Here is a 23,459-nt window from a genome sequence, read left to right as displayed (position 1 = left end):
AACACCTCCATGATTATTGAATCCAGTTCATTAAATTTTCAATCTGTACCTTATAGTCATTTAAACGATTTTTGGTATTCTCTGATTTTGCAATGTTTTCTTCTTGCTGAATAATACTATTATTAAGATCTCTTAGATCAGGGTTTAATTTTATGATGTTGTCTTTAAGATCATTGATTAAGTTGCTTTTCCATGTCTTAAAACTGCCTTCATGGCTCGTTTTAAGCTTATTTAGCATTTCACTGGTATTATCACGCATTGAAGAGTTATATCTTGTCTTTAATTTATTAAGATTTAGAGAGTTGGAAGCTCCAATAACAAAACTACCTATTTTGAGCCAATGCTTTGTCAATTCTGAAAAAACAAAAACCATATCCGCATTTTTTTCGAATGTTAAAGTCTTATAATCCGCAATTATCTTTTCAAGTTCTATTTTTTTCTCATCACTTATGCCCTCTGACTTAGTTACATAATCTATCATTGTATTTTTAAATGATTCTGAAGCTTGTAACCAATAATTTTGTGAAGCCATCTCTAGTTTAGTTTGGTTACCGTGAATGTCTTGGGTAAATTGTTCTTTTATTTCTTTGAGAAGAGATTCGGATACTTCTTTTTCAATTTGTTTTTCAAGATCATGAAGATTCTTTTTATACTCTTTTTTCTGCTTATACGCAGTAAACGATTTAGAATTTTCAGGGGGGGCGTCAGCGGCATCTTTTTGAGTCAAAACAGGTGCGCTTTTTAGTTCATTATAGTTATGCTTTTCACCGATTTCCTTTTCAATTGCTGTTTGTCTTTCATCTAAGTATTCGCGCGTTATAGAATTATATGCTTTTACTGTAATGTCTTTCATCTCTTTGGTTGGATAATTAGCAGCAATTTCATCTCCAACTTCCTTTACTTTTTTATCAAGTGAAATAATAAATTCGTTTTTGTCATTTATGAGTTTTTCATTCAACTCTTTTTTTGTTACTTCACACTGCTTAACATTTTTAACAATGCGATTTGTCGTTTCAGAGATTATTTCATCAAGGAATTTCTTTGACAAAGTGCACTTATTATAGGGTGAATGTACTTCAGCAAATAATCTAATTTCCTGTTCAATCCAAAATAGTCCGCTATTAGCAAATGCTTTATTGGGTTCTTCCTCCGACCACTTAACACATTTATTCTTTATTTGCACTGGAATAATATTTGATTTATATAAAGCTTTAGGATGTTTTGAATTTGGATTAAGATATGACTCGATTTCTTTGTCATACACATCTTGATAATCTTCATCGATAAAGTCATCTTCCTGTTTTGAACCTAATCCAACAATAGATGAAACATAAAAAATTCGATTTGATTGTAATGTCCTACATACAGTTTGACTAAGCTTATCCTCTATTTCTTCAGGTTCAAAATAGCCATCTTTAGGTAATCGTGCACTATCTGCACGATTAGCAATAACCATGGTAAATCTTTTGTCAAAACAATTCATTGATATTATTTTCTCACACAAATCCCTTCCTTCAACTTTATCAAGTGATTTATTATCAGTAATAAACATTATAAGGCCATTAGATAAAAGTTGCATTTGCTGTTCAAGAATTTTAGAGTGATCAATATTCGTTGCAGAACCTTCTCCAGGAGTATCAAATATTACATAATTATACTGTGATTGAGAAAGAACGCCTTCTTTACTGAAAGGAAGATTGATTTTTATTAATGAACTAATATCTTTCTCAATATTATTCCTTTTTAATTTCTTTTTGTGTTTTTCAATTAAAACAAGTAAAAAATGAATTCTTACATGGATAGAACTCGCTGTAAGTTTATCCATCTCATCTTGTATTTCACACATAAATTCATCATCACGTTTGCCCGGACCAGAAATAACACATCCTTTTCCTCTGCTGTTATGTTTTTCTATTGATATTTTTAATGGTAAATTAAAATAATCAAATTCAACATAACCTGATTCTGAACTGTGTGAACGATTAAGCTGATACACACAATCAGTTATTGGATCATCTCCACTTGGTAATATCTCCTTGCCAATAAGCGCATTTATAAATGTTGACTTACCCGAACTGTAATTACCAATAACACATATGGGGATTTTTTTATTATCAACAGCTTCATCGAATTTTTTTCTCATCAAAGCTATTTCTGGATTAGAATTAATGCTGTCAGCAATTAGAGGCTGCATCTCCTGAAAAATTTCGGCAATCTTTGGAAGTATATCTTTTGCATTATTTAGGTATCTTGTTTGAGGCAAAAGCTCGATTCTGTTCTGGTATTCTTTTTCTTGGCATAGCTCTTCTAACTCAGAAAATTCATCATCAGTTCCTTCAAATTCTATCTGAATAACATTTCCTTGTTTAGATTTCATAGCTATTATTTCGTTAATTATTTTCTTTACATTATAAGGAAAGAAACCTTTTCTTATTTCATCGCTATTCAAATCACTGTTTTCATCTTTTGATACTTCTATCATTTGATTAGAGTTTTCATCTATAGTGCCAAATTTTATATCCTCTTTATATGGATTACTTACAATTTTGAATTTAATAATGTTGGACATAGTTACCCTCCTTATAAATCCTTAAAAGGAATTCTTATATAATAATTATACAAATTAAGCTGCGTATAGTCAATTGCATATGTTGAAACATAACATTTTCTTAATAAATAATGTTAAAATATACAAAGCAGAAAAGATTTATTTATCACAAAGGCACAATAAAAAAAAGAGAATTTAAACCAATCATCGTTCTTAATAGCAGTTACATATAAACAAATATAATCGTATACTTTCCTGGTTTTAATTATTTAAATTTTAAAGATAATAACATTAACTATAATTTCGACATCGTTGACATAAAAGCGCATTTGTGTTATAATATATTTTGAGATAATGTACAATCAGAAGAAATTCACCATTTTTCTGGTTAAAACAATTTTATAATATTACAGGAGGGATAAGATCATGGCTCAATTAGATATAAATAACATTGAGAAAATAGAAAAACAGAGAAATTCTGTACATGAAAAGGTATATACTACTTATACGACTTTTGAAATGTATGGCGAAAAATATATTCAGATTGACACTTATGGTAGATCTGATCGTGAAAATCCAGGTAAAATTAGCCAATCATTGCAATTAGACAAAGATACTGCCAAATATCTAATTGAACTTATTGGTAAAGAGCTTGATTTATAAATTTTAATGAGGGTAAAAGTATGAAAATAATTGATATGCCGCCTTTTGCACCAGTTCTTATGGAATCCACAAGAGCAATAGGATATAATTTAGAAGCTGCAATTGCTGATATTGTCGATAATAGTGTTGCTGCATCAGCTAATGAGATCAATATTTTCTTCTCCCCATATGATGCTGTTCCATATGTTTCAATTTTAGATAATGGTGTAGGAATGGACGAAACGCAAATTAATAATGCTATGCGATATGGCAGCCAGAGTTCTTTAAAAGATCGAGCTGAAAATGATTTAGGAAGATTTGGCTTGGGCTTAAAAACAGCTTCTCTTTCACAATGTCGTTGCCTTACCGTAATTTCTAAACAAGGTGCTGTTCTTGAAGGGCGAAGGTGGGACTTGGACGAAGTTTATCGTACTGGTTCTTGGTCATTGATTAAGCTAGATAAAGCTGATATAGATAAAATCCCTCAATACAATATTCAATTAAAAGAGCTTGAACATGGAACATTAGTAATATGGGAAAACTTAGACAGGATGCTCGAAGGTGCTACTGCTACAGATAAAATCATGAATAAGCAAATGGACTATGTACGAAATCACCTTTCATTGGTCTTTCATAGGTATTTATCTGGAGAAACGGGAATTAAAAAAATAAGTATAAATATCAATAAGCTACCGTTAACACCTAAGGATCCGTTTCTTATCGGTAAAAGTACAAATTTTCAGGCAGATGAAAAATTTATTATTGAAAAGCATATTGTTAATGTATCTTGTTATATGCTTCCGCATATCAGCAAGTTGACACGTCAAGAAAAGGATGAACTTGGCGGTAGTGAAGGACTAACAAAGAATCAAGGATTTTACATATACAGAAATAAGCGTTTATTAGTGTGGGGAACCTGGTTTAGATTCCACAGGAAAGATGAATTGTCCAAATTAGCAAGAATACGAGTGGACATTCCTAATGCACTCGATCATTTATGGACACTAGATATAAGAAAATCCTCTGCAATTCCGCCTGATGTAATTAAAAAGAATTTGGAACGAATTGTAGAACGAATTTCAGAAGGTAGCAAGCGTGCATGGACTTTTCGCGGAAAACGTGAAATAAGCGATAAAGGCAATCATCTTTGGAATAAGACACATATAAGAGAAGGTGTGGTTTATAATCTTAATCGCGATCACATTTTTCTAAACACTTTATGTGAATCCTTAGATTCAGCACAGAAGTCATTGCTTGAAAATTACCTCAAACTTGTTGAGGGTAATCTTCCTTTAAATCAGTTATATGTTGATTTGAATAATGAAGAACAAGTTAATGTCAGAAAAGAAAAAGATGCCGAAGCAGAGGCTTGGGAATTCGCAAAAATCATACTTAATAATATTAAAGACAACCCAATGCGCAGTGAGCAAATACAAATAATGATTCAAACCGATCCGTTTTGCAATTATAAAAAAATAGTTGAATATCTTACAGAGGAGTTGAATAACGATGGCTAATTTAAAACTTTTTGAAGATCTTGTTCGAGCTTGTTTAAAAAACATTGCTCCCAATAGAGTGCCTAAAGAAGATGAACTTCAGCAAGCAAGTGATATGGTAAAGCCTATGCTCCCAGATATTACAGAAAATGAAATTGATTTTGTAATAAAAAAGTTGCAGTCAGCGTTAGATGTTGAAATGGATGTAGGTATTTCAATTGAAACACCATACACACCATGGCTTAATGCTTTGAAAGCTAAAGAAAGCAGTGATTATTGGTATTATTGGAATAGATATGTTTTATATCTGGAAGAAGATATGCAACGTCCTTCAAATATTATTGCAACAATAGATAATGTATCAGATAAAATTGTAGATCTTGCGGGAAATCCTCAATCAGGCGGAATACTTCACAGGCGAGGTTTACTTATAGGTGATGTTCAGTCAGGTAAAACGGCTAACTATATTGCTATTATGAACAAAGCTGCTGATGTCGGTTATAGAGTAATAATTCTTCTTACTGGAACAGTTGAAAGCTTAAGACGACAAACACAAGAACGTGTCGATGAAGGATTTATTGGTCGAAGCAGTAAGGCTTACTTGCAACGCAACAGTCAAACACTTCGTAAAGGTGTTGGATTAAAGGATGCTAACAGATTTGCTACCGGATTCACTACTGAGGCAAGTGATTTCAAAAAAGCAACTCTAAATAGCATGAATGTCAATCTTGATAATATGACAAAAGAACCTGTTGTTTTTGTATTAAAGAAAAACGCAAGGACGCTGGAAAACTTAATAGGTTGGCTTGAGGATAACAAAAAAGGCAATGGAAAGATTAATTACCCACTGCTTCTTATTGATGATGAAGCAGATAATGCTTCTATAAACACAAAAGAAGATAATAACCCTACTACTATTAATCGTCATATACGGAAATTATTAAGTCTTTTTAATTCAAGCTCTTATATAGCTGTTACAGCTACTCCTTTTGCCAATATTTTCATTCTTCCTGAAAAAACAGAAGAAATGGAAAATGATGACTTATTTCCATCAGACTATATATATTCACTCGATGCTCCAACAAACTATATTGGCAGTAACGAGCTTTTTGGTGATGATGCTTCTTATTCGAAATCATTAGCAACACTTGACGATGCAGGTGATTATTTCCCATATAAGCATAAACAAGATATACCAATTAATTCATTGCCCGATAGTTTATATTCGGCATTAAGGTACTTTATATTAGCAAATGTAGCACGTGATATTAATGGCGATAAAACCGCACATAGATCGATGTTAGTAAATGTAAGTCGATTTGTCTTAGTTCAAAACAAGATAAGTCAAAAAATAAATGAATGGCTATTCGAGAGCATTCAGGATATTAAGCACTATTGTATGCTTGACGAAGAAGAAGCTTGCAAAAATCCATTTCTTAATGCTTTAAGAGAAGACTGGTATAAAACAAATTATCCATTTTTTGAAAAATATGCTATTCCGTGGGAAATAATTCAAAAAGAATACCTTTATAATGCTGTTTCACCTATTGAAGTTAGAACAATCAACCAAAAAAGCAGTACAAAAATGCTGGATTATGCTATGTATAATGATACTGGCCTTAGAGTTATTGCCGTTGGTGGTTTAAGCCTATCAAGAGGACTTACTCTTGAAGGTTTGATGGTAAGCTATTTCCATAGAAACACTCAAATGTATGATACATTAATGCAGATGGGCAGATGGTTTGGTTATAGAAGCGGCTATGAGGATTTGTTCAGAATTTGGATGCCGGACGATGCCATAGGCTGGTATGCTCATATCACACAGGCAGCTAACGAACTACGTGAAGAGATTTCCAGAATGAATCGTCTCGGAGCAACTCCAAAGGAATTTGGATTAAAGGTACGTGCACATCCAACAACTCTTATTATAACTGCCAAAAACAAAATGAAACACTCCGAACGAGTTGAACGCTGGATAACTCTGGATGGATCTTTCTTTGAAACTCCTCGTTTCCGCCCAAATATAGATATAATTAGAGGCAATCGAAATAGAACTGACAGTTTCTTGAAAGATATTATAACGCAATGTGGCAATCCTGTCGGAAGCGGTAAGCAACCTCTGTTTTGGACAAATGTCCCGAGTGATATAATTTGTGATTATTTAAGCAAGTATAACAATCACCCTATGAATATGGAAGCCAATTCCGACACACTAATCAAATATATAAAGAATAATAATGAATTTGAGACTTGGGATGTCCTTGTATATTCAAGTAAATCCTCTGAAATTTCCCATAGAATCTGCGGCATACCAATTCGTCCGACTAAAAGACCTTTTTCAAGAAAGCCTGTACCATATAGCGTATATGGTAGCAAGCTAAGAATTGGTACTATGGGATTAACCAAGTATGGACTTACGGATAAACAAAAAGCTGAAGCAGAAAACGATTTCCGCGAATATAAAAGAAGTGAATACGAGAAAAAATACGGAAATGCAGCTGAAGATAAACTCAGCAAAATGAGCTTCCCTGACAGAGCATATCTCATTAAGGGAAGAAACCCAATTATAATAATACATTACTTATTACCTGACTCAGAAAATGCTATTGATGATTTTGATATGAATAATGATTTGATAGTAGGTTATGGCATGGGATTCCCAAGATCTGCTGGTTCAGAGCCAATATATGCGGTTTATTATCTTAATCTTGTTGAGCAAAGAGAATACATGGATGATGAAATAGAGGAGGATCAGCTTGATGACGAAGATTGAACTTCTTTCCCTATGGAATTCTATTAACCCTCAAGGACAGAATAACGTTGGTCGCAGAATTGATCCGGCTCATCCATTAAGCTTTTTCGTGTCATATGATGAAGATGAAAATATGCAAATCATGCTTATATCAAGTTATCTGCCTAAAATGCCATTATCAAGCAAACAAATAAAAGTTAGAGCTAACGAAAGAGCTGATCATAAATATGCAATTTGCTTTTCTTTGACAGATTCAACTTTGAAAGAAATGTTTATTTCATTATGTTGGGATCTAGTTGATTGCTCATATAATTCTTCTGATGAAACAACGGGAGTAAAAAAAGTAATTAACAGATTCAAAAAATGGCAAAGGCTATTTGAAAAAGACCGTAGTGAAGGAATGAGTCAGAATCAGGTCAAAGGACTTATAGGCGAATTATTAGTTCTTAAAGATATTTGTATTCCTAAATATGGCATATCTAAATCAGTTGAAGGATGGATGGGACCATTATACTCGGATAGAGATTTTACGTTCTCAGACTTATGGTATGAGGTCAAAACAATATCTCTAAGCAAGAGTACAATTAATATAACATCTCTCGATCAACTTGATATTTCTGACGATGGTTTTATCATTATTTGTAGAGTTGAAAGAGCAGCAGAATCTGAAGATTCTTTCACACTGAACAAACTTGTAGAAGAGATTGAACAAATTATCGGTTCTGATCAACGTACTATAACAATTTGGGAAAACAGATTATCATTTTGCGGCTATAAAAGAGACGATGAAGTTTCTGAAGAGTATTATAAGTTTTGCAAATTAGAGAAATACTCTGTCAATGATTCTTTTCCTCGGTTGAGACGCAGTCAACTTCAAAATGCAATAATTCAAGGCAGTTACGAACTCAGCATTCCTGCAATTTACGACTGGGAAGCAGATTAATAAATAAAAAGGGGGTATAATATGCAAAGTTTTGAGGAATACAGAAAAGATTTTCTTGAAGATGCTCTTGCAACAGAAGAAAGTGAAGCTAATGGAACGGTTGCCAGTTTTGTTAAAATATGTGCGCTAAAACTCTTCGAAGGAGACGTTCTTCCTGAATATACTCCTTGCTACTATCAGGGCAATGGATATAGAAATGCAGCATTGAATGTTAATGGTTATGCTTTTGATGAACATGATGGATCATTCTATTTACTTGTTGCAACATTTTCTGGAAGCAGTGAAAGTGAAACCTTAATAGGAAGCGAAGCCAAAACTGCATTGGATAGATGCAGGGCTTTTGCCTCCAATGCTATTGAACATGAGCTTGCATCCAGAATAGAAATCAGTACAGCCGCTTATGATCTTGCATCTTACATTGCTGATCAAGCAAAGTATATTTCAAAATTTGTGATTATACTCTTAACAGATATGTCTCTTAGTGAAAGAGCAAATATAACTGATAATACATCATCAAAAAGAAAAAAGAGCAAAAGAACAGGAGTGCTAGATGCTGAACCTATACTCGATATCGATGTTGAGTACCGAATATGGGATATGCCGCGTTTTTTTAGAATATTTGGCAACGGAAATAGTCACGAGGAAATAGAAATCGATTTTAATGATTACATTGAAGGCGGTGTTCCGTGCCTTCTTGCAAACTCAGGTGACAGCAACGATGAATGCATAAGTTATTTGTGCACTGTTCCGGGAAATGTTATTGCTGATTTATACGATGAATACGGAAGCAGAATGCTTGAAGGAAATGTTCGTTCATTTTTAGGAAAACGAGGTGTAAATAAAGATATAAGAAATACCGTCCTAAATGAACCTGAGAGATTTTTTGTGTACAATAACGGTTTGGCAGCTACTGCAATTGATACTGTAGTAAAAAACGGAAAATTAATTTTTGCAAAAGATCTTCAGATAGTAAATGGAGGTCAAACAACAGCAACTCTTTCATCTGTCAGAAGAGGCAGTGGAGCTGACTTATCTAAAGTGTATGTTTTAATGAAACTGACACAAGTTAAACCTGAATTGGCCGCAACTATGGTACCAGTAATTTCAAAAAGTGCAAATAGCCAAAATCAAATAAAAGCAGCAGATTTCTTTTCCACCCATGAATATCATATTAGGTTGGAACAGATTTCAAGGCGCAAATTTGCTCCTGCTAAAGACGGCGCACAGCATGAAACACACTGGTTCTATGAACGTGCAAGAGGTCAGTACATACAAGCAACGATGAATATGACAAAGTCTGAAGAAAGAAAATTTGCAACGCAAAATCCTAAAGATCAAGTTGTTACAAAAACTGATTTAGCAAAAGTTCTAAGTGCATGGGATGAGTATCCACATATTGTAAGCAAAGGAGCTGAATCAAACTTCTCAGAGTTTGCCAAAAGAACCGAAGCACAGTGGGAAACAAAAAAAGATGATTTTAATGATAATTATTTTATGAACGCTATATCTTTAGTTATTATTTACCGAACTACCGATAAATTGATACCTAAACAGGAATGGTATGAGGGCGGTTATAAAGCCAATATAGTTGCATATTCCACTGCACTATTACATCATTTAATCCGTAAATGGTTCCCAGATAAAACCATTGATTTACAAAAAATCTGGCAAAAACAAAAATGTCCGGATGTATTAATAACGCAAATGATGATTATAGCTGAGAAGGTTTATTATTCAATTACATCGGACGATAGACCTGTAGAAAATGTTACGCAATGGTGTAAACAAGCTGCTTGCTGGGAAAAGATTAAATCTATGACAATAACTCCTGTTCATGGTTTAAACTCAATTCTTCAAGGATATGAAGAGGAAAATAATACCAAACGAGAAGCCAGAGAACTTCGTAAAATTGAAAATACAATTGATTCACAAAAACAAGTGCTTGAATTGGGCGAAGAATATTGGAAACAGTTGAGTCTTTGGATTCAAAAACATAACTTGGCAACAATAACAGAAGCCAAAGCGCTAAAAATAGCAATTAAAATGTCAATGGGATATTTCCCGGATGATTGGCAATGTAAAAATTTATTGGCTTTACGCGAAAAGGCTATAGGAGAAGGATTCCCTCCAAAATTAAAGTAAATTCTAGGTGATAAACAAAATGAGTAAATATAAAGTAGTTGATTTATTTGCAGGTGCAGGTGGGCTTAGTCTTGGTTTTGTAAAAACTGGAAAATACGAGATTAAGGTGGCATTTGAAAATAACCCAAATATGCAAGAAACATATCGTCGTAATCATCCGAAAGTGGATGTTAGAGGTGACGTGTGTGCTGCAGATTACAACGAAATTAAGAAAAAATATGGTAATATAGATGTAGTTATAGGCGGACCTCCATGTCAAGGTTTCTCTAATGCCAATAGGCAAAAAAATACAGCTATTAGCCAAAATAATATGCTTGTAAAACAGTATGTTCGAGCAATATCAGAACTTCAACCCAAAGCTTTTGTTATGGAAAATGTAAGTATGTTGAAATCGGATGTACATAGGTTTTACTTGGAAAAGAATGATGAAAATCTTATTAAGAAATATAATATTAAGGTTAAAACAACACCTCTAAAGTTGCTCGATGATAAGTATATATTCAAAGGTGCAATTGATATTATTGAGGATAGATTTGCTGTAGTTGAACGAATTTGGCCGAATGAATTATATTCAGAATTAAACATTATTTATAAAGCTACAAAGAATATTGATAAATTGAGAAAAGTATTATCTAATCACGAAAAAAAGATAATAAAAGTATCCAAAGCATATATCGAAGAAAATTCAGGTATAAATGATTATACAAAAAAAGTATCATGTAATGCATTTAGTGCGATGCTTAACTACTATAATAATAAATTACTAATAGATACAATTAAGGAAGCTATTGAACCGGCAATAATGATTCAAAGAATGTTAAGCAAAGCACTTGAAATCTTTGATAATAATCTGCTTGTGGATGAATACAAAATTGAAAATGGATTATATGCTGTTATACGTTCTTTTGCGGTATTCGATTATATAAAATCAGTCTTGGAATCTGAAGAAAATGGATATGTCATAAAAAGCAATGTTTTATGTGCAGCGGATTATGGTGCTCCTCAGCGTCGTATGCGATTCGTTATAATGGGAATAAAAAAGAATATTTCAAATAAAGCCGTATTACCAAAGCCTAAATATGATGAGGATGAATATAGAACTGTAAGAGATGCCATAGAGGATTTAGAAAACATTGAGCCTTTCAAATCAATAATTGATGATACTGGTATAACTACTTTAGGTACTCAAAATTTATCAGATCTTGCAAAAGAACTTCATGATACTGACTTGATTATGAATCATATTATTACTGATACAACTGAGACAGCAATGAAACGATTTGAAGCATTAGCACAAGGTCAAAATTTCCATTCTCTATCTGACGATATGAAATCGAATACTTACACTGATCCTAAAAGAACACAAACTACTATTTATATGCGCTTGCAATATGATGAACCTAGTGGAACAGTTGTAAATGTCAGAAAATCAATGTGGATACATCCTACTAAAAATAGAGCAGTCAGTGTAAGAGAGGCTGCACGCCTTCAAACATTTCCAGACAGCTTTGTTTTTAGCGGTACGAAAGACAAACAATATCAACAGGTTGGTAATGCTGTCCCTCCAATAATGGCATATGCAATTGCAAAGAAATTAGCAAAACTATTGAAGAAAAAATAATTTATTAAAAACAGGAGTAATAATGGCTGACAATCATAGCAAAGAAGTTCGAAGTATGAATATGTCTCATATTCGAAGTAAAGATACGAAACCTGAGATTTTTGTCAGAAGCTTTCTTCACCGAAACGGTCTTAGGTTCAGGAAAAATGATAAACGTTATCCTGGAAAACCGGATATAATTATGCCCAAATACAGAATAGCTATTTATATTAATGGATGCTTTTGGCATTTGCATGATTGTGAAAATTTTGTATGGCCTAAATCTAACACTGATTATTGGTCTAATAAACTTATAAATAATAAGAAACGAGACCAAAAGAATCACGAGTTAATGAAAGAAAAAGGCTGGAATGTAATAGTTTTGTGGGAATGTGAGATTAATGAAAAAAGGCTTATTAAACTGATAGAAGAAATCAAAGGTGATTCTTAACCAGAATAATTTTATATCTAGGGGGATAACTTTATGAGGATACTTTTTTGTAATATAGCATGGATGGAAAGATATGACGGAAATGAGGATGGTACTGATCAGCCACGTGGCGGTGGGGAATATGTTGAACTTACTGGCGATGCTCACGAAAAGTATAATTTTACTCCGGTTGAATTATTATTAGATGGTAGTTCAGAGGTTGATGAATACTGCCTTGGCTTTGTTGAAACAAAATCTACCAATGGAGTTACTGTTAATAAACTGAATATTGAAAAGATTTACGGATGCGAACATAAGAAAAAAGAAATAGCCGTAGATGATGTTATTGTTGTTTACTGTGCTAAGTATCCTTTTTCAAGTACATATGAAACTTATGTAGTAGGTTGGTATCAACATGCTATAGTTTACCGCGAATATGAAAAATGTGAGTTCTATGATGATAATGATGAAGTTATTTATACCCAATCTTATAATGCTCTTGCGAAAAGTAGAGATTGTGTACTTTTGCCCGTAAATGCAAGAAGAAATCAAAAATGGAGAGTTCCGCGAAAAAGAAAAGGAATGTCTTTTGGATTTGGTCAATCTAATGTATGGTTTGCGCCAGGAGCTGAAAACAATCCTAAACTCAAAGAATTTCTTGATCGTATTATTCAGCAGATTGAAGAATATGATGGTGAAAACATGGTTAATAATAAGCGAAGAAGCTGAGTGTATTAACTACAAGGTTGTGAGTTGTATTTATTTTAAAAAGAGCTTTGCAAATAGCAAAGCTCTTTGTTATAGGTGCAAATATTCTTTGTTTTTGAGGATCGCTGTGTATTAATATTGTCAAACTCACAACGTAATGTGAGAGAATAAAAAAGCTCTCCCGAAAGGAGAGCTTTGATAATCAGAGTCAATCAATTATGAAAATTCTATTTTTTCAACAGCTATTCCTGGAATTGTAATTTTTCCGCCTAACGTTGACTCATAAGATATTGTACCAACAGAAATACCATATATTGTTATTAAATCGTCATTTAATACTCTTGAACTAACAATAGAGGGATTGTATCCACAGTAAGCAACAGTATCATAGTTACTATCAATTGCCAAACGAATTTGAATTTCGTCTGTTCCTTCTATGACCTGAATAACCTTACCATAAAATTTAACTTTTTCACCTTTGTAATCTTCAGGATTTCTTGCGAGCTGTTCATAAGTTATTCCAGTTTCATATCCGATTCTTGCTTTTTCTTCTGCTATACGGCGTTCTTCTTCAGCTTTTCGAGCTTTTTCTTCTTCTTCAGCTTGCTTTCGAGCTTTTTCTTCTTCTTCAGCTTGCTTTTTCTTTGCATCTGCTTCAATCTTTCTTGCTTCGGCTTCAGCTGCGTCGAGTTCTTCAAAAGGTTTCATTTTCTCACGATAGTCTTCATAATCTTTTTTTAATGATTCGTATTCCTGCTTTAGCTTTTCTTGATCATTATTTAGTTTATCAAATTCATCTTGTAGTTTATCATAATCTTTTTTTGTTTTGGCATTTTGGGATTCAATTTGATCTTTTTCAGAGACAACCGCTTGATATTCTTCTTTCGTAATAGTAGAACCACAACTATTAAAAGTTGTACAGCAAATTAGAGATACTAATAATAGAATAGATATCCTTTTTTTCATAACGTTACCTCCTTTAAAAAGTAATAGTTTATAGATCAACACAGAAACTATTGTTTATATTATTATTTTATCACATTTACACATATTCTTCAAATCAATCTGCAACAATTTATATTTTAGTAATAATTTTCGGCAAATGCAACAACCAGAGATAACCGATGTTATATGCTTTGAATATAGCATAATTACAAAGCGTTTGTAATAAACGTATTAATCCAATATGTAAAACCTATATATACTGAGCTTATTTACTATCTAATAGAAACGATTACGCTTTATATTGAGCATTTTCATAGTAGAAACTGCGGTTTGCTCACCATTATGCCATTTTGGGCATTCATATCCGCACTTTTTTCATTTGTATTCCTTATCATTGTAAGACTCTAATTATTCCATTAATCTAAACATTCTAACTAATATAGAGGAAACAGCAATCCCTAAAACAATTGAAACAATATGGATATTATCTAAAACAGCACTGATTTTCTCAAAATAAAAACCAAGGAAGAAAAATAAAGCTATTATACAATTAATGACTCCCGTAATTAGCCAGATATTATGTTTATCTTTTTTATTTTCTATGAAGTATTCGCTTTTTTTGTTAGTATTTACTTCTGCCTTAACGCCATTCATAGAGTACATACTTTTTAAAGGTACAATATTTCCGATTAAAGCTGCTAAAGGAGCGAGCATATATTCCAAAAAATCATCAGCATCACTTGAGTTCTTTTTTAAAGTATCAATATTTAAAAGAGCAAATATGACAAGTATGATAGACGCAGCTATAAGCGTTAATAAATATATGTAATTTTTAATATTATTATCTAATGATTTTTCTTTAGGCTTAAAAAGTCGAGAATCCATTATTATCATTGCTAAATAAATAGAAACAATATTGAAAAGCAATAATATTATCTTAAGCCAGGCTTCGTCAGTACGGCTGTATAAACAGTAAAACAAAATTGGCAAATAATAAACTATAAAAATACAAATACACGAGAAATGAAAAATCAGCCATTTTCTGTTTGGGCAGATCTTATTTTTTTTAGCGTCTTTCCTTGCTTTTTTACTATTGTATCGAAATGGTGCAGCAATAGCAGCAAAAAGCATAATACAAAAAAGTGAAATAACTACAGACAATACAAAAACAATTAATGACATAAAAAACCTCTTTTACTATTATATATGATCTCCACCACAGTTAACTATTACAATAGGTTTGCTTTCATCAAGTCTAAAATCTATAGATAGTTTTGCTTCATATGTAAAATGGATATCACTTTTCAAATCATTTGAAAGGGTATCATAATGATTATTAGCAACTTTATCCCCTTCGCAGATGATAGCATTCTCAACTGAATAAATAGACTTTAATTTTGTTACGCTCATTTCACGGCAATGATGTGGAACTATAAGATAATTGTAACACTTTTTGTTTGTAAGGGTATCAGGAAGGCATGAATATGGCACATCTCCGCACATCAATGTTATTATGTCTCCATTAGTTATTTTTACCACGAGCCCCTCACAGTTCTTAGAAGTAATATTAGTTTCTTTCCCTGAACCACGATAAATTTCAAGTTTGAAAATTGCATTTGTCTTTTTATTCTGAAGTATCAATTCTGCAAATGGTTGATTATTGGCTACAGACGGCTTAGTTGAATGAAGTCTCTCTACAAGATACATTTCATTACTGTATTTTAAAAATCTTATAAGGCGTTTAGCTGCAATATACCCATTTTCAGCACAATCTGGTGCTATCCATGGGACTTCCATTAATTCTTTATTGGCATATGCTCCGTAATAATGATCACAATCCCAATGTGAAATAATAACTATCGACGGTTTTATTAAAATAGCAGCTTTATTTGCCTGTCGTTTTTGCATATTTTGAAGTTCAGTAATATAGCCTATATCGTAGATCATATTAGTTTTATCATCATTACTTTTTAAATACAGAAAATTACCATGTCCAACATTATATGCTCTTGCAATATCTAATTTTTGCTTAATTCTATTTGCCAAAACAGTGTTCACTTCATTTGACGAAGCAAAAGATGATGCTGCATAGATTTCATTGATCTCCTTTTCAATATCTTTTTCGTTAGGATTTGCATCAACAATTTCTAAACAACCTTCTTTGAAATTAATCGGACTTGCACATTCTACAAGCTTACCATTTACATATGGTGCTTTTGAATTTTCCTTTTCTGCTTCATTTATATACCTTGCCTTGAACCAATGCGGCTTCCTGAAATCTAATAGCTCTTGTTTAGTATTCTCGCCTATTTCTATATTGCACTCAGTTTTTCCGTCTTCATAAACCGGTATTACAAATTCAATAAAATAAGGCTTGTAACCTATATATTCAAGTATACGTTTCTCACGTAAATGCTTAATAGTATAATCATAATCCAACATCTTATAAGTAACAATGGAGCAATGTAAATAGTATAAAGCCTCTGAGTCTTTATTAACAGTTTGATTTATAAATGGCTCAAAATATGGTTTTTCATTATTATTGTAACCCATATATGTTTCACAATTATCAATATAAACGAAAAACTCATCAGATTCTATTTCTTTAAATAATTCTGAACATATTTTATGATGACCACTTTCAGTATTGTTATTATCACCATTGGTATAATCAATCTTAGTATTACTAAGGATTAAATCCATGATTCCATTTTTATCTGTGCCTATTAATCTGGATTTAGCAGATTTATTGATTATTTTTTCCCTTATTACCTTTTCCTCTTCTTCTGACATCTCTTTACGACTCTTCTTTTCCATTTTTACACTCCCTATTTATACTGCATTTCGATTATTATTTTAACTGACTTTTATATTCCGAACTTCTTTACTATCTGATAGAACCTGTTTTTTTTTCATGATTTCTTCTTTTGTTGTTGATAGTAACCGCAGTCAGTTCTCCGTTGCGTCATTTCTTATACTCAGCCCTAAATCTATCTTAATTGAAAGGAATAGGATTGGTACAGTAATTCTTTAACTATTCTTAATTAAATCTTTGATTTCCCGTTTATATTTATAATAAGTATTTCTGCTAATCTTAGCCAATTGAATGCACTCGTCATCATTAAGTGTTCCACCAAAGGTTTTACAGTGTTTCTTTATCAGTTCTTTTGCAGGAGCTTCTTTTTTTATCACCATCTTTCTGCCGGTAACATTCCCAATCTGCTTACCGTTCAAACGTGCTGTTTCGATACCTTCTTTTGTACGCTGTCGAATGTCCATTACTTCTTTTTCAGATTGCTCAAAAGCCAACTCTATCTGTTTAGCAGCGAGTATCTTTAAAACCTTATTGGTTGCTTCAATATAAACATCGGCTATATCGTTACCAACAAGTTCAACGCCACCACTTAGAGCTTGCTTATAATTTTCGGTATTAACATAAGGCTCTTTCAGGAAAACAAGCTCAATACCTTTATCGAGCAACTCCATGTACTGCTCTACGCCCTCTTTGGCGTTACGGCTCATTCTGGAAACGCTATCAAATATAATTGTGTCTCCCTTTCTTACCACTTTGCAGAGTTTCAACCAAGAAGCACGATTTATAACCACACCAGTATAAACTTCTTTATAAATAGTTGCAGTTGGAAAGTGAGATAAAATATTTCTCTCTTGTCGTTCAATATTTTGTGTTGGCTTTGATATGCGACAATATCCATAAACCATATAAAACACCTCTAATCATACCAAATTAAACGAGCGTTTATTTTACTACTAAATTATACTTCTTTTTTAGAGCTGTGTCAACAGAATTTTAATACAATTTCGGTGAGCCTCTAATTTGGTACACCAATTCACTTGTCAGATGCAAAAACGCCCAAGTAAAAGGTGTATGAGATTAAACCTTCTATTGGACGTTTGTAATGTATCATTTTGTTCGTTGTTAATCATATCAGTTACATAGGCAATCAACTGCTCAGGAGTTGGCTTTTCACCGTTGGGGCAAATCTGCCGCCAGTTGTCATTGATTTCCTTCTCGTTACTGTTGTAGCATTTGTCGATTAGATCTTGTATTTCAGTTTGTACCTCGGATAAGGGGACATCGAACTCATACGCTGTTCTTTTTAATGCTTTTTTGATTGTGTTCATTGAAGATACCTCCATAATTAAGATGATACAAAACAAAAAGAGCCTGCATGATAGCAAGCTCTTTTTTTGCATAGAAGGATAAATTGATGTTGTGTTTTATATGCTTCTCTACAACAGTAAAACTTTATTTTTCAATGGTGTGATAGATCAAGTGTAATGGATTTATTACTACGGCATCATATACAATTACTCTTTTATATGCATTAAAAATAATACCTGAGCATAAAAGGGATAATATTTTCTAGTTTTCCGCTTAATCTATAATAAATATATATTATGCAACCTACAATTAAGGTTGTCAAACCTCCATAAACTACTCTGTTTTCATACATTCTCGCCAAATGACCTTCTTCTTTATAATAAAAAAACCTTTTTCTCTTAATTTGCGATTTTTTATAATCATTTATTATACGCTTAACCAAAAAATATACTGAAATAATTATTATTAATACAGCTATTATTATATCATAGTCCATAAACATTTCCTTTCTATGAAAAATATATTTGATTAATAGTATTCAATTTTTTTATCGCGTTTTCGCTTACGATTATATCACACTATAATGTGAAAGTCAATGAAATAATTATTAGGAAAGCTCCCCTTTTAAAAGATGAGCTTCCTGTTTATGAAATTCATTTTTTATTGACATAATCATCTAAAGGGATGATTTCTTCTTTTGTTGTTGATAGTAACCGCAGTCAGTTCTCCTTTGCGTCATTTCTTATACTCAGCCCTATCATAAATCATCTGATACTAAGGAAAGGAGCTTTTCGTTATGAATTATGCTGAGCTGAAAAAAGCATATGATCTGGTAATACAGAAATGCTCCGCCCTTGAAAAAGAAGTTGATGAATTAAAGAAATCCAATGAGGATAAAGACCTCCGTATCGAACATCTGACCGAACTTGTTGTGAAGCGGAATAAAATGCTGTTTGGACAGAAAAGTGAAAAAGCTAAGTTTATCAATGACGGTCAGCTTGCTTTTTAGGGTGTTTTCAATGAAGCCGAAGCAGAAGCTGATACAGCTGCTCCTGAGCCTACAGTTGAAACTATTGTACCGAAATCGAAGAAAACAGGACAGCACCGTGGCAGAAAAGAGATAAGAGCAGACCTTGAAACTAAAAAAATAGTATATGAACTGCCGCAAGAAAAGCAGATGTGCGAAGTGTGCGGAGGATCTCTGACCGAATATGCAGAGGAATACATTACTACAAGACTTGCTGTAATACCAGAAAAGGTGTATAAAATCGAGTATTACCGCAAGGTCTACAAATGCATAAACTGTGATAAAAACGGTACAAAGGCTAATATCATCACAGCTGAAAACAAAACTCCTGTCTGTATTATCAAAAAAGGGCTCCCTGACGCAAGCCTTGTTGCAGATATTATGCAGAGAAAATATCAGCTTGGAGAACCGCTTTATCGTCAGGAGCAGTATTGGAAGCTGAGAGGTATTTATCTGAACCGAACATCACTGGCTAATTGGGTAATAAAAGGCGCTTACTTTCAATCATTATAGCAACCTACGGTTCAATAAGCACATAATTAATCCCAAAATTATATTGACAAGAAATGCATTTTTTCTTATAATATTTTATTAGGTATACTATGCCAAATAAATATAAAGGAGGAAAACAGTATAATGTTTAAACGACTCATCGCAGGAACACTCAGTGCAATAATCTGTACGACAGCTGTTCTACCTAATCATTTATCAAACTATGTAGGTCGCGAAGCGAAAGCAGCTACAAAAGAAGCAAGCAATATCTCAGGTGATTACGATATCAGATCGACTAATTCGCTTGGAACCTTTTTCAAACACGCGGCTGCCGAAGAAGAAGTACAGAATCCACTTGCTGAAAATGCCTGCAACTCTCAGTTCCAGATCACATCTCTGGAATTTGACATTGAAACGGGAACAGTACGTATAGCATCTACCCAGCAGACGGAAGCAAAGATCGTAGTCTCTTTCATAAATGATGAGACTTCGGAAAATGTCCTCAGTGTTGAAACAACTGTTTCAGAAGGCGAACTTGTCAACAGTGAGCTCAAAGCTGATGCATCAAAGCTTCCGCAGTATTATCTTGTAAAGGCTCAGCTTTTTGATACGCTGAACCGCCCCGTCGGCAAACCTTATACCCTTAGCAGATACACAAAGGAATATCAGGAAATACTTGCCACGGACATCAACGACTTCGATCAGGAACAGGTAGTTAATCTCGATGAAGATGAAACAACAAACTTCCTCGTTCTGAATGAAGACACAGTCATAGCAGAAAGCTCGGAAGAGCAGAATACTCTTGTTTCTGCCGACTATGAAAACAATGTTTTCGTATTTGACAATGCTGATGAGAGCGTTGCTTCTCTCGAAAAGGGTGAATACCTTTACATACAGCCTGATGAAGATAATATCATAGCTGTAAGCGTTGAAAAGATCGAAAAGGACGGCGATACCGTAACAGTATCGGGCAATGATGATATCGAGGATATGTTTGATTTCATCAAGATAGAAAGTGACGGCAATATGGGCAAGGCTCAGATCGACACTTCTGCCGCTGATGAAGGTGTATCCTTCCCGAATGTAGATGAAAACGGTGACGTTATCGTAGACGACGACGGCACATTCGATTTTGAGTATGTTGCCCCTCAACATAATACCAAATTTGAGTATTCAGTAAAAAATACCTTCAGTCTTGAGGAACCTCTCGCTCTTAAAGATGAAGATTCCTCAACACCTGAAAAGGAAGAGGGGATTAAAGATGAAAATAAGCTCACAGGTTCAGTAACACTCTCTGTTAACTTCAATTTTTTCAAGAAATTCGGAAAAACCAAAATTGAACTTTCCGTAAAAGTAACACCTGAAATTAAAGTTACTTACGGTTTATCCGGATACGTTCCTTATATATTAACATCGTCAAAGGCTCAATCTATAGGATTAGAAATTGCAAAAATCGTGATACCTACTTCCATTCCGGGCACTTTAATAGATATTTCTCCGCGTATTTTCCTTGAATTTTCAGGTAAATTCACATTTTCAGTAAAATGGGACAATGTCAGAGGATTTAAATATGAAGACGGAGAAGTTGAGCCAATAGCAGAACTATTTGATGAAAAAAATATTGATGTAAGTATGAAACTTACGGGCGAGATCTACTTTGGACTTGAGTTAAAGTTATCCCTGGCAATTGCAAGTGAAAATATTGCGTCTGTCGGCTTCGACATAAAAGCAGGTTTTAAAATCAAAGCCGAAGCGGACATTGGCGAAATGATGGTACAATATGATAAAAACGAGAAAGATCCTCCTGATAATGTTATTATAAATAAAAATGAAACCGCATCGTATTATCATGCCTGCAAATTCTGTATACAAGCTAAAACAGACTTTGAAATAAAGGTAAATCTTGAAATCATTATTTGCAAGAAGAAGAAAAGCTGGAATCTTTTTGATCTCTCAATAAATCTTCCTTTCTTTAATGCATATTTCTCGTCGGAAAAAGGTTTTGGTTGGGGAGACTGTTATTATAACAGATTCAGGACCACATTCAGCGTTATAAGCAGTAAAGACAAAGGCTGTATTCCCGGAGCAGTAGTTAAGTTAGATGGTACAGAACAGGCTGTTGACGGAAGCGGTAATGCTGTATTCTATTGCCTGCCCGGTACGTATAGCTACTCTGTAACATATAACGGAAGCAGCCTCGAAAGCGGAAATTTAAAAATAGATAATTGTCATACAGAAAAGACCATCGAAGCTGATGTTACACTTGATCCGGAAGGCAATCCTGACGGTGGTTACAAACCGGGGAGATCACATACAGTAACAGGCACGGCAGTTACACAGCTTGTAACAACAAAGCAGCCGTTTGTAACGCAGACTCTTCCGGCTCCTTCATTTACAAAGGATGAGATTATCTCCGAAACAGGTTCTCTTGGCGAACATATTTCATATATGCTCTATCCAGACGGATATCTCTATGTCTGCGGATATGGCGATATGTATGATTTCGGCTCATCACCATTCAGAGATCCTTCTATTATCAAATATGCGGTTATTGAAAACGCAGGTGATGAAAAAAGCGGCGGAGTGATCACAAGCATTGGCAACAATGTGTTTATAAACTGCAGCAATATGGAATCCATAAATCTGCCGCAGACGATAAAGCGCATCGGCAAAAATGCATTCGGAAACTGCTCTTCGTTTTCAACTGTATCATATGACGAATATGATTATGAAAATGAAAAAATAATAGAAGTAAAATATCCCGAAGGTCAGCTTGTAATGCCTGAGGCTGTTACATCTGTAGATGAATATGCATTTGCTAACTGTGCTTCTATCACGGATATCGTTATACCTGCAACTATCAGTGAACTCAGTTCATATGTGTTCTCAGGCACTGGCATTTCAGAGCTGACCGTTCCTGATACCATAACCAAGATAAAGGATTATGTATTCAGCGATTGTACTTCACTTAAAAAAATCGTTATCAGTGAAGGTACTGAAAGTATAGGATATCATATATTCAGCGGCTGCTCGGCTATTGAAGATATAACTGTACCGTACATCGGACATTCTCTCGCAGAAGCAAACGAGGAAGGAAGCTCACAGCAGTTCTCTGACTTCTTCCTCAACGGGAACGATAAGGATTATTACTCTATACATAACTCTGTGGGCAATAGAAGATTTATTCCTAAGTCTCTGAAATCAATCACAGTAACAGGCGGATCAAGAATCCCGAATTATGCATTCTATCGTATGCCGGGTGTCAAAAATATCACTGTACCGGGTACAATTAAATCTTTCGGAGTTTACTCCTATGCTGACTGTGGATCTCTTGAAAATGCTAATATTCCTGAGGGTGTTATAAGTATCGGAAATTACGCATTCAGCAATTGCAGCAGCTCAGCTTTAAAAACTTTAAAACTCCCGTCTACACTTACATCCATAGGAAGCTATGTATTCACAGAGTGCAGGGGACTAACTAACATCACCATACCTAAGTCTGTAAAGACTATCGGCGAGTATACTTTCAACAATTGTTCTGCACTAAAAACTGTTGTTATCTACGGTGGCGCTGACGGTATAGGTGGATATATATTCAGCGGCTGTAATTC

Annotated in this window: 18 protein-coding genes; 11 read left to right on the top strand and 7 right to left on the bottom strand. The window is 33.8% G+C overall.

All coding sequences use genetic code 11. The features are described 5' to 3' along the window. Positions 1-13 precede the first annotated feature (13 nt). Complete coding sequence (locus L870_RS0106405; RefSeq protein ID WP_028517445.1) at positions 14-2,569, bottom strand: dynamin family protein; 2,556 nt, start codon at positions 2,567-2,569, stop codon at positions 14-16. 405 nt (positions 2,570-2,974) lie between these two features. On the opposite strand from L870_RS0106405, the gene L870_RS0106400 reads away from it, so the two are divergent. From L870_RS0106400 to L870_RS0106365, 8 genes are read left to right on the top strand one after another with little or no spacing between them, the layout of a single operon-like run. Next, complete coding sequence (locus L870_RS0106400; protein ID WP_028517444.1) at positions 2,975-3,211, top strand: hypothetical protein; 237 nt, start codon at positions 2,975-2,977, stop codon at positions 3,209-3,211. A 20-nt stretch (positions 3,212-3,231) separates the two neighbouring features. Next, complete coding sequence (locus tag L870_RS0106395; RefSeq protein WP_028517443.1) at positions 3,232-4,707, top strand: ATP-binding protein; 1,476 nt, start codon at positions 3,232-3,234, stop codon at positions 4,705-4,707. Beyond that, positions 4,700-7,459, top strand: a complete 2,760-nt coding sequence (locus L870_RS0106390; RefSeq protein WP_028517442.1) for a Z1 domain-containing protein — start codon at positions 4,700-4,702, stop codon at positions 7,457-7,459. The genes L870_RS0106395 and L870_RS0106390 overlap by 8 nt, the downstream gene beginning before the upstream one ends. Continuing rightward, on the top strand, positions 7,446-8,381 hold the full coding sequence (locus L870_RS0106385) for a PD-(D/E)XK motif protein (RefSeq protein ID WP_028517441.1): 936 nt from the start codon (positions 7,446-7,448) through the stop codon (positions 8,379-8,381). The genes L870_RS0106390 and L870_RS0106385 overlap by 14 nt, the downstream gene beginning before the upstream one ends. Before the next feature lie 21 nt (positions 8,382-8,402). Next, positions 8,403-10,523, top strand: coding sequence for an AIPR family protein (locus tag L870_RS0106380; protein ID WP_028517440.1), 2,121 nt, complete (start codon positions 8,403-8,405; stop codon positions 10,521-10,523). Between the two features lie 19 nt (positions 10,524-10,542). Beyond that, positions 10,543-12,144, top strand: a complete 1,602-nt coding sequence (locus tag L870_RS0106375; protein ID WP_028517439.1) for a DNA cytosine methyltransferase — start codon at positions 10,543-10,545, stop codon at positions 12,142-12,144. Positions 12,145-12,166: 22 nt separating this feature from the next. Continuing rightward, positions 12,167-12,574: a very short patch repair endonuclease gene (locus L870_RS0106370; protein ID WP_028517438.1), complete on the top strand. Its 408-nt coding sequence runs from the start codon at positions 12,167-12,169 to the stop codon at positions 12,572-12,574. Positions 12,575-12,607: 33 nt separating this feature from the next. Further along, entirely contained in the window at positions 12,608-13,282 is a 675-nt protein-coding gene (locus L870_RS0106365; RefSeq protein WP_028517437.1) for a hypothetical protein, read from the top strand. 195 nt (positions 13,283-13,477) lie between these two features. Here L870_RS0106365 and L870_RS18445 read toward each other — a convergent pair whose 3' ends face one another. The 6 genes from L870_RS18445 to L870_RS0106335 form a co-directional block, all read right to left on the bottom strand. Then, on the bottom strand, positions 13,478-14,227 hold the full coding sequence (locus L870_RS18445) for a coiled-coil domain-containing protein (RefSeq protein ID WP_051411441.1): 750 nt from the start codon (positions 14,225-14,227) through the stop codon (positions 13,478-13,480). Positions 14,228-14,614: 387 nt separating this feature from the next. Continuing rightward, the gene (locus L870_RS0106355; protein ID WP_028517436.1) at positions 14,615-15,388 is read right to left on the bottom strand and encodes a hypothetical protein; all 774 of its coding nucleotides are present in this window, start codon (positions 15,386-15,388) and stop codon (positions 14,615-14,617) included. Positions 15,389-15,406: 18 nt separating this feature from the next. After that, the gene (locus tag L870_RS0106350; protein WP_028517435.1) at positions 15,407-17,023 is read right to left on the bottom strand and encodes a hypothetical protein; all 1,617 of its coding nucleotides are present in this window, start codon (positions 17,021-17,023) and stop codon (positions 15,407-15,409) included. A 213-nt stretch (positions 17,024-17,236) separates the two neighbouring features. Next, positions 17,237-17,926 carry a recombinase family protein gene (locus L870_RS0106345; protein ID WP_028517434.1) on the bottom strand — a complete coding sequence of 230 codons (690 nt, stop codon included), beginning with the start codon at positions 17,924-17,926 and terminating at the stop codon, positions 17,237-17,239. A 135-nt stretch (positions 17,927-18,061) separates the two neighbouring features. After that, entirely contained in the window at positions 18,062-18,349 is a 288-nt protein-coding gene (locus tag L870_RS0106340) for a sporulation initiation factor Spo0A C-terminal domain-containing protein (protein ID WP_028517433.1), read from the bottom strand. A 203-nt stretch (positions 18,350-18,552) separates the two neighbouring features. Continuing rightward, positions 18,553-18,825 (bottom strand): hypothetical protein, encoded by a 273-nt coding sequence (locus tag L870_RS0106335; RefSeq protein WP_028517432.1) that lies wholly within the window; start codon positions 18,823-18,825, stop codon positions 18,553-18,555. 300 nt (positions 18,826-19,125) lie between these two features. Between L870_RS0106335 and L870_RS0106330 the strand changes: the two genes are divergently transcribed. The 3 genes from L870_RS0106330 to L870_RS16825 all read left to right on the top strand — a co-directional run. After that, complete coding sequence (locus L870_RS0106330) at positions 19,126-19,338, top strand: hypothetical protein (RefSeq protein ID WP_028517431.1); 213 nt, start codon at positions 19,126-19,128, stop codon at positions 19,336-19,338. 177 nt (positions 19,339-19,515) lie between these two features. After that, positions 19,516-19,869: an IS66 family transposase gene (locus L870_RS0106325; protein WP_162148433.1), complete on the top strand. Its 354-nt coding sequence runs from the start codon at positions 19,516-19,518 to the stop codon at positions 19,867-19,869. A 123-nt stretch (positions 19,870-19,992) separates the two neighbouring features. After that, the coding region (locus tag L870_RS16825; protein ID WP_037271464.1) for a leucine-rich repeat domain-containing protein at positions 19,993-23,459 on the top strand (3,467 nt) is incomplete at its 3' end.

The sequence above is a fragment of the Ruminococcus flavefaciens ATCC 19208 genome (genome assembly GCF_000518765.1).
Taxonomy (GTDB): Bacteria; Bacillota; Clostridia; order Oscillospirales; family Ruminococcaceae; genus Ruminococcus; species Ruminococcus flavefaciens.
Note: the sequence above shows the minus strand (reverse complement) of the source record. Positions and strands in the feature narration are given on the sequence as shown.